The sequence below is a fragment of the Cupriavidus sp. FW305-46 genome (assembly GCF_058787075.1).
Window position 1 is genome coordinate 1 of record NZ_JBYSZI010000051.1, and the last position, 8855, is coordinate 8855.

Sequence of the window (8855 nt, forward strand, 5' to 3'; positions counted from 1 at the left end):
CCCCTCTCCCGCTCGCGGGAGAGGGGAGCAAACCGCGGGCAATGTGAATGCGGGACCCGTTAACTTCAGCCCGGCCGCGGCGCCATGCTATCTGCAAACGCTGCCAGCCGCGGCATCGCATCCACGGCATTGCGCCACGTCGCCTGCGCCAGCGTCATCGCATCGATGCCGCGCAATTCAGCCATCACACGCGCCACGCCCGCCACCTCCGCCGGCGTGTTGCGCGCCTTGTGCTGTTCGCCGAACTGATCGTCAGACAGCCACGCCGGCGCAATATCGGGTGCGTCGGTTTCCAGCACCAGCGACTCCAGCGGCAGCTCCGTCGCCAGCCGGCGGATCTGCCGCGCACGGCTGAAAGTGACGTTGCCGCCGAAGCCGAGCTTCAGGCCCTGCTCGACAAAGCGCCGCGCCTGTTCATTGCTGCCGTTGAAGGCGTGGGCAATGCCGCGCTTCACGCCCAGCTTGCGCAGTTGCGCGCCAACCTGGTCCTGCGACTTGCGAACATGCAGCAGCACCGGCAGGTCAAATTCGCGCGCGATCTTCAGCTGCTCCGCGTAGAGCCAGGTCTGGTGCTCCGCATCCAGCCCCGCGACGAAGAAGTCGAGCCCGATCTCGCCGATGCCGACAAAGCGCGGGTCGCCCATGCTCGCCACCACCTCGCGCCGCAGCGTGTCAAGGTCGGCCTGGCCGGCACCGGGCGAGCACAGCGGATGGATGCCGAGCGCATAGACGCAGCGCGCATCGTGGCGCGCCAGCGCGCGCACTGCCTCGAAGTTCCACGCTGCCACCGCCGGCACCACGATGCCGCGCACGCCGGCGGCCTCGGCCGCGTCGGCCACCTGCTGGCGGTCAGCGTCGAACTCGCTGGCGTCGAGGTGGCAGTGGGTGTCGATCCACATGGGCCGGCCCGCTCAGCGTTCCTGGTGCAGGTGCCCGTCGCGCAGCCGCAGCACGCGGTCGCAGCGGCCGGCCAGGTCCAGGTCGTGGGTGACGATGATGAAGCTGGTGCCGAGCGTGCGCGACAGTTCCAGCATCAGGTCATAGACGCCCCCGGCGGTGTGGTCGTCGAGGTTGCCGGTGGGTTCGTCGGCCAGCACGCAGGCCGGCTGCCCCACCAGCGCGCGCGCGATCGCCACGCGCTGGCGCTCGCCGCCGGACAGCTCGCCCGGGCGGTGCTTCGCGCGCCCGCCCAGGCCCACGCGCTCCAGCATGGCCTGCGCCACGCCGCGCGCGTCATGCTGGGTCAGGCCGCGGATGCGCATCGGCATGGCCACGTTGTCCAGCGCGGTGAATTCCGGCAGCAGGTGGTGGAACTGGTAGACGAAGCCCAGCTGGCGGTTGCGCACCACGTTGCGCTCGCGCTCGCGCAGCGCCGTGAAGGGCTTGCCGAGCAGCGCGACGCGGCCGGAGTCGGGCTCATCCAGCCCGCCCAGCACATGCAGCAGCGTGCTCTTGCCCGAGCCCGAGGCGCCGACGATGGCAACCTTCTCGCCGGCATCGACGCGCACATCGACGCCGCGCAGCACGTCCACGTCGAGTTCGCCCTGGCGGAAACGCTTGGTCAGGCCCTCGGCCACCAGCACCGGCGAGCCGGTGCGCGGCTGGTCCGCGGCGGGCGTGGGGGTATCGGCGTGCAACACGGCTTCACTCATAGCGCAGCGCCTCCGCCGGGTTGACGCGGGCGGCACGCCAGCTGGGATAGAGCGTGGCCAGCGTGGCCAGCACGAAGGAGATGATGCCGATGGTGGCGATGTCGTTCACGCGGGGATCCGAAGGCAGTTCGCTGATGAAATAGATGTCGCGCGGCAGGAACTGCACGTGCAGCAGCCGCTCGATGAAAGGCACGATCACGTCGATATTGGTGGCGATCAGCGTGCCGCCGGCCACGCCCAGGATGGTGCCGATAAAGCCGATGGCCACGCCCTGCACGATAAAGATCTTCATGATCGAGCCCGGCTGCGCGCCCATGGTGCGCAGGATGGCGATATCGGCCTGCTTGTCGGTGACGGTCATCACCAGCGTCGACACCAGGTTGAACGCGGCCACTGCGATGATCAGCGTCAGGATGATGAACATCATGCGCTTCTCGGTCTGCACCGCGGCAAACCAGTTGCGGTTCTGCTTGGACCAGTCGCGCAGGTAGAGCTCGCCCGACATGGTGCCGGCCAGCTCGTTGGCCACCTGCGGCGCGCGCTGCATGTCCTGCAGCTTCAGGCGCACGCCGGTGGGGCCGCTCAGGCGGAACAGGGTCTCGGCGTCATGCATGTTGACCAGCGCCAGCGCGCTGTCGAACTCGAAATGCCCGGACGAGAACACGCCCACCACGGTGAACTGCTTGAGCCGCGGCAGCACGCCCGCCGGCGTGATGGTGCCCTGCGGCGCCACCAGCGTGACCTTGTCGCCGACCTGCACGCCCATGGCGTTGGCCAGCTCGTTGCCCAGCGCGATGCCGAAGCCGCCCGGCTCCAGCGCCGTCATGCTGCCGGCCCGGAACTGGCTGCCGATGTCGGAGACCTTGGGCTCCTGCGACGGCTCCACGCCGCGCAGCAGCACGCCGCGCACGGCGTCGTCGCGGGTCAGCATGGCCTGGGCCGCGACATAGGGCGCGGCGCCGGTCACTTCCTTGTTCTGCAAGGCTTCGGCCGCGGTCTTCTGCCAGTCCGGCAGCGCCGACGGGCCGATCACTTCGATATGCGCCAGCACCGACAGCATGCGGTCGCGCACTTCCTTCTGGAAGCCGTTCATCACCGACAGCACCACGATCAGCGCGGCGACGCCAAGGGCGATCCCGAACATCGAGATCATCGAGATGAACGAAATGAAGGTGTTGCGGCTGGCGCGCTTGCTTGCGCGGGTGTATCGCCAGCCGATCTGCCACTCGTAGGGAAAGTTCAAGAGGATTCCTGTTGTTTCGGGAAAGCGCCGGTGCCCGGTGGAGGGGCGCCGGCGGCACGCATGCGGGCCGTCGGGTGCGCCGCCTGCCTCTCGCAAGACTGGCGCCGGCCAGCCGGGAGTTTACAATCTCGCCACCATGATGACGCACCTGACCCTGATTGTGCCCTTTTCCGTCCCGCCGGGCGCCGGCGACGACGGCCGGGACGATGTCGTTCCCGGCGCGTTGCTGCGGCAGTTGGAGCTGCCCGCGCTCGGAAAGTTGCTGACCCGGGCCGAGCCCGGCCCGCGCGAGCGGCATGACGACCCCTTCCTGCGCAGCCTGCCGCAGGAGCGCTGGCTGGCCGGCAAGGCGGGGCTGGACCCGGTCCGGGTGCCGCTGGCGCCCTATATGCGGCTGGCCGACAGTGGCGGCGCCGTCCCCGCCACCCCCGATGGCCAGTCCTGGACCTGCCTGCAACCGGTGCACATCCACGCCGCGCGCGATCACCTGGTGCTGATGCCGCCCGCCCAGCTGGGCATCCGGCCGCAGGAGGCCGCGACCCTGCGCGCCGCCATCGACGAACTGCTGCTGGAATCGGGCATCGCGCTGGAATCGCCCTGCCCGCAGCGCTGGTACCTGCCCGAGGCCGTATTCGGCCCGCTGGAGGCGACCACGCCGCTGCGCGCCGCGGGCCGCAATATCGATATCTGGATGCAGGCCGGCGAACGCGCCCGCGACTGGCGCCGCCTGCAGAACGAGATCCAGATGACCTGGTATGACCACCGCGTCAACCAGGCCCGCGAGGCTGCCGGCGAGGCGCCGGTCAATTCGGTCTGGCTGTACGGCGGCGGCGCGCTGCAGCCGGTGCCGCGGCTGGCCGATACGGTGCTGAGCAACGATCCCTTCCTGAGCGGGCTGGCCCTGGCCGCGGGCAGCCGCGTGCTGCCGGTGCCGGCCGGCCTGGCTGGCGCCAGCGGGGTGGAGGGCACGGTGCTGGCCATGCTCGACAGCGCCACCGAAGCGCATATCGCCGAAGACTGGGGCCTCTGGCTGGACCGCATGCATGCGCTGGATGCCGACTGGTTCGCGCCGGCACTGGAAGCACTGGTGGCCGGCCAGGTCGGCGCCATCACGCTGGTGCTGGCCGGCGAGAACCACTTTGCCGAGTTCACCGTGCGCCGCGCCGACCTGCGCAAGTTCTGGCGCGGCATGGGCCAGCGCGGCGACTGGCGCGCGCTGCTGTCCGACCTCGCCTATGCCGCATAAAGCTGCCTGAAGCCGCCTGACACGCGCCGCCCCGACCGAAACCTCACCTGCCGCCCCGCCCATGACCCGGATCGCCATCCGCCAGTACTCTCCCGAACACGCCAGCTCGCTGGCCGCCGCCGGCCTGCACCCTACGCTGGCCCGCATCCTGGCCGCGCGCGGCGTGGCCCGCGCCGCCGAACTGGCCACCGACCTGCCCGAGCTGGTGCCGCCCGCAGCCATGAAGGGCATCGGCCACGCCGCGGCCTACCTGGCCGACGCCATCGGCGCCGGCAAGCGCCTGCTGATCGTGGCCGACTATGACTGCGACGGCGCCACCGCCTGCGCGGTGGGCGTGCGCGGGCTGCGCATGCTGGGCGCGCGGGTGGAATACATCGTGCCGAACCGCTTCGAGTACGGCTACGGCCTGACCCCGGAGATCGTGGCGCTGGCGGCCAGGCAGCAGCCGGACGTGATCGTCACGGTCGACAACGGCATCGCCAGCGTCGACGGGGTGGCCGCGGCCAATGCGCTGGGCATCGACGTGGTGGTGACCGACCACCACCTGCCGGGGTCAGAGCTGCCGCAGGCCGCGGTGATCGTCAACCCGAACCAGCCGGGCTGCGAATTCCCCAGCAAGAACCTGGCGGGCGTGGGCGTGATGTTCTACGTGCTGCTCGCGCTGCGCGCCGAACTGCGCCAGCGTGGCGTCTATACCCAGGCCGCGCAGCCGCCGCTGCAGACGCTGCTGGACCTGGTGGCGCTGGGCACGGTGGCCGACGTGGTCAAGCTGGATACCAACAACCGCATCCTGGTGGCACAGGGCCTGCGCCGCATGCGCGCCGGACGGATGCAGCCGGGCGTGGCGGCGCTGTTCCGCGCCGCCGGGCGCGAGGCGGCGCGCGCCAATACCTTCGACCTGGGTTTCGGGCTGGGTCCGCGCCTGAACGCGGCCGGCCGGCTGGCGGACATGTCGCTGGGCATTGAATGCCTGCTGACCGAAGATGCCAACCGCGCCTGGGAGATCGCGCAGGAGCTGGACAGCATGAACCGCGAGCGGCGCGACATCGAGGCCGGCATGCAGCAGGAGGCGCTGCAGATCCTGGAGCAGCCGCTGGCCGGCCCGGACCCGTCGGCGCGCTTCACCGTCAGCGTGTTCAACGACACCTGGCACCAGGGCGTGATCGGCATCGTGGCGTCGCGTCTGAAAGACAAGTTCCACCGCCCCACCATCACCTTCGCCCCCGGCGACGAGACCACCGTCAAGGGCTCGGGCCGCTCGATCCCCGGCTTCCACCTGCGCGATGCGCTTGACCTGGTGTCCAAGCGCCATCCCGGCATGCTGCTCAAGTTCGGCGGCCACGCCATGGCGGCCGGGCTGACCGTGCGCGCCGAGCGTTTTGCCGAGTTCCAGGAGGCCTTCGAGGCGGTCGGCCGCGAATGGCTGACCGACGACCAGCTGGCGCGCGTGATCGAGACCGATGGCGATATCGAGGACCAGTGCTTCAGCCCCGAATTCGTCACCCTGCTGGAGCAGCAGGTATGGGGCCAGGGCTTCCCGGCGCCGACCTTCTGCGGCGAGTTCGACGTGCTGCGCCAGAGCGTGCTCAAGGGCAAGCACCTGAAGCTGCAGCTCGGGCGCGGCAGCCAGCGCTTCGACGCGATCTGGTTCAACCATGCCGACTCGCTCGGCGCCAGCGCACAGGTGGCCTACCGGCTCGACAACAACACCTTCAACGGCGTCACCCGCGTGCAGCTGGTGATCGAACACGCGCAGTAGCGTGCTCCCGGGGGCTTCCGCCCCCCGTTCAGCCCCGCGACGGCAGGTAGGCAGCGGGATCCACTGGCTTGCCGTTGCCGCGCACCTCGAAGTGCAGCTCGCTCGGGCTCGCACCCATGCGGCCCACGTCCTGCCCTGCCGAGACCTGGGCGCCTTCCGTGACCAGCGGCTGGTCCAGGTTGCCGTAGACGGTCAGCCAGTCGTCGCTGTGCTTGACGATCACCAGCATGCCGTAGCCGCGCAGGTTGCCGACGTGGATGGCGCGCCCGGCGGCGGCCGCGCGCACCGCGCCGTTGGCCGGCACCGCGATGCTCAGGCCCTTGCTGGCCGGCGGCGAGAAGCCGGCGGTGACGCGCCCGTCGGCCGGCCATTGCAGGCGGATGCTGCTGGCGGGCGGCCGGGAGGCCGAGCCGCTGTCGACACGCGGGGTATCGGTCACGGCCTGGCCGGCCGAAGCACTGCCTGAGGCACCACCCGGCGGCCGCACGCGGATCAGCTGGCCCACCTCGATCTGGCCGGGGCTGGTGATGTCGCTGTTCCAGCGGGTCAGGTCGCGTACGCTGCGGCGGTGCTTGCGCGCGATCGAATACAGCGTGTCGCCGCGCTCGACGCGGTAGTAGCCGTCCGGCACGGGACCGCCCGTGGTGCCGCAGCCGGCCGCGACCGCGGCCGCGGCGGCCAGCAGCAGGCCCAGCGCGCGGCGCCGGCCTGGTTCGATGTCATGTCTGGTTTGCGTCATTCGTCCCTGTTCTTTGTCGTGCCGGGGGCGGCTTGCGACCCGTATTATCGCCGCGTGCATCGCCCGGCACCGGCGGATAGACCGCGCCGCGGCCAATCCGTTCGGTCCGCGGCCCGCCCGAGGCGGTCCGGAAGCCCCGGGTTGCCGCGCCGATCCGCTATAATTCGAGGTTTTCGAAGCGCAGGAACATCATGGAAGCAGAACGCCTCAACGCCATCTCCGGTGCCATCTCCGATCTCCGTTCGCGAACGGAAGATCTACGGGGGTATCTTTGACTACGATGTCAAAGTAGGAAGGCTGGACGAAGTCAACGGTTTGCTGGAAGACCCCGACGTCTGGAACAACCCCAAGCGGGCCCAGGACCTCGGCAAGGAAAAGAAGGCAATCGAGGGCGTGGTAAGCGTGCTCAGCAAGCTCACCGACGACCTCAGCGGCGCCGAAGAGCTGTTTGAGCTCGCCAGGGAAGAAGGCGACGACGACACCCTCGAAGCGATCGAGGCCGACGTCAAGGGCTTCGAGGAGATCGTCGCGGGCATGGAATTCCGCCGCATGTTCTCGGGCGAGATGGACCAGGCCAACGCCTTTATCGACATCCAGGCCGGCGCCGGCGGCACCGAAGCGTGCGACTGGGCCTCGATGCTGCTGCGCCAGTACCTGAAGTACTGCGAGCGCAAGGGCTTCAAGGCCGAGGTGCTGGAAGAGTCCGAAGGCGACGTGGCCGGCATCAAGAGCGCGACCATCAAGATCGAGGGCGAATACGCCTTCGGCTACCTGCGTACTGAAACGGGCGTGCACCGCCTGGTGCGCAAGTCGCCGTTCGATTCGTCGGGCGGGCGCCATACCTCGTTCTCGTCGGTGTTTGTCTACCCCGAGGTCGACGATTCGTTCGAGGTCGAGGTCAACCCGGCGGACCTGCGCGTGGACACCTACCGCGCCTCGGGGGCGGGCGGCCAGCACATCAACAAGACCGATTCGGCGGTGCGGATCACGCACATCCCGACCGGTATCGTGGTGCAGTGCCAGAACGACCGCTCGCAGCACCGCAACCGTGCCGAAGCCATGTCGATGCTGAAATCGCGCCTGTACGAGCACGAGATGCGCAAGCGCCAGGCCGAGGCCGACAAGCTCGAAGCCGGCAAGACCGACGTGGGCTGGGGCCACCAGATCCGCTCCTACGTGCTGGACCAGAGCCGCATCAAGGACCTGCGCACCAACGTGGAAATGTCCAACACCCAGAAGGTGCTGGACGGCGACCTGGACCCGTTCATCGAGGCCAGCCTCAAGCAGGGACTGTAAGGCCGAATCGGGCCGCCCGCCCCCCGCCCTCCGGCGGGGGGCGGCACCCGCGGCGGCACAGCAACATCACCGCAATCGCTGGATCATCGCTGTACCGCCGCAGCTGCGGCCTTTCCGACCGGGGCACCATGAGCGAAGCCAATCACCTCTACATCATCACCGGCGCCTCGCGCGGGCTGGGCGCGGCACTGACCAATGCCCTGCTCGTGCCGGGCAACCGACTGATCTGCGTGGCGCGCAGCCGCAACAGCGAGCTCGAGCGCATCGCCACCATGAGCGGCGTGCCGGTGGCCTGGCACCTGCAGGACCTGTCGCAGGCCGGCCCCGCCGCAACCTGGCTCGCCAGCGTGCTCGATACGCTCGACCTCCCGCCGACCAGCGCCACGCTGATCCTGAACGCGGGCGTGGTCGAACCGATCGGCCCGGTCACGCGCCTGCAGGAGAAAACCCTGGTGCCGCACCTGCTGACCAACCTGGCGGCGCCGATGACGATGACCGCGGCGTTCCTGGAGCGCACCGAGAAGTTCGACTGCCCGCGCAAGGTGCTGGCGATCTCCTCCGGCGCGGCGCGCCGCCCGGTCGAAGGCTGGAGCGCCTACTGCGCCGGCAAGGCCGGGCTGGACATGTTCATGCGCTCGGTCAACGCCGAGTACGCCCAGGCCGAAGCCCCGCGCACCGTGCGCGCAGTGGCGCTGGCCCCGGGCGTGATCGACACCGGCATGCAGGCCACCATCCGCAATGCCGACTTCGCCCAGGTGCAGCGCTTCCGCGAGCTGAAAGCCAATGAACAGCTGGCGTCGGCCGAGGAAACCGCCGGCCGCATCGTCGCCTACCTGCACCGCCCGGATTTCGGCAGCATCGAGCTGGACGATCTCCGCAACTACTAAGCCGCACCCATCAAGCCATCTGAATCCGGCCGC

General features: G+C 69.6%; 8 protein-coding genes. 4 read left to right on the top strand and 4 right to left on the bottom strand.

Annotated features, from left to right (window positions below):
• Positions 1-65 precede the first annotated feature (65 nt).
• From AC3WON_RS22730 to AC3WON_RS22740, 3 genes are read right to left on the bottom strand one after another with little or no spacing between them, the layout of a single operon-like run.
• Positions 66-899, bottom strand: coding sequence for a TatD family hydrolase (locus AC3WON_RS22730; RefSeq protein WP_492320844.1), 834 nt, complete (start codon positions 897-899; stop codon positions 66-68).
• Between the two features lie 12 nt (positions 900-911).
• Positions 912-1652 carry a lipoprotein-releasing ABC transporter ATP-binding protein LolD gene (lolD, locus tag AC3WON_RS22735; protein ID WP_010809010.1) on the bottom strand — a complete coding sequence of 247 codons (741 nt, stop codon included), beginning with the start codon at positions 1650-1652 and terminating at the stop codon, positions 912-914.
• Positions 1645-2895 (bottom strand): lipoprotein-releasing ABC transporter permease subunit, encoded by a 1251-nt coding sequence (locus AC3WON_RS22740; protein WP_492320846.1) that lies wholly within the window; start codon positions 2893-2895, stop codon positions 1645-1647. Before AC3WON_RS22740 ends, lolD begins: the two co-directional genes overlap by 8 nt.
• Before the next feature lie 136 nt (positions 2896-3031).
• On the opposite strand from AC3WON_RS22740, the gene AC3WON_RS22745 reads away from it, so the two are divergent.
• The gene (locus AC3WON_RS22745; protein WP_492320847.1) at positions 3032-4141 is read left to right on the top strand and encodes a hypothetical protein; all 1110 of its coding nucleotides are present in this window, start codon (positions 3032-3034) and stop codon (positions 4139-4141) included.
• 61 nt (positions 4142-4202) lie between these two features.
• On the top strand, positions 4203-5900 hold the full coding sequence (gene recJ / locus AC3WON_RS22750) for a single-stranded-DNA-specific exonuclease RecJ (RefSeq protein ID WP_492320848.1): 1698 nt from the start codon (positions 4203-4205) through the stop codon (positions 5898-5900).
• A gap of 28 nt (positions 5901-5928) precedes the next feature.
• Here recJ and AC3WON_RS22755 read toward each other — a convergent pair whose 3' ends face one another.
• Complete coding sequence (locus tag AC3WON_RS22755; protein ID WP_492320849.1) at positions 5929-6639, bottom strand: peptidoglycan DD-metalloendopeptidase family protein; 711 nt, start codon at positions 6637-6639, stop codon at positions 5929-5931.
• Between the two features lie 191 nt (positions 6640-6830).
• Here AC3WON_RS22755 and prfB point away from each other — a divergent pair.
• Positions 6831-7935 (top strand): peptide chain release factor 2 gene (gene prfB / locus AC3WON_RS22760; RefSeq protein WP_099045607.1). Its coding sequence is split into 2 segments (ribosomal slippage): positions 6831-6911 and positions 6913-7935, totalling 1104 coding nucleotides; the frame shifts between segments, so codons are not numbered across the junction.
• 128 nt (positions 7936-8063) lie between these two features.
• Positions 8064-8822, top strand: a complete 759-nt coding sequence (locus AC3WON_RS22765) for an SDR family oxidoreductase (protein ID WP_492352806.1) — start codon at positions 8064-8066, stop codon at positions 8820-8822.
• The last annotated feature ends 33 nt before the right edge of the window (positions 8823-8855 follow it).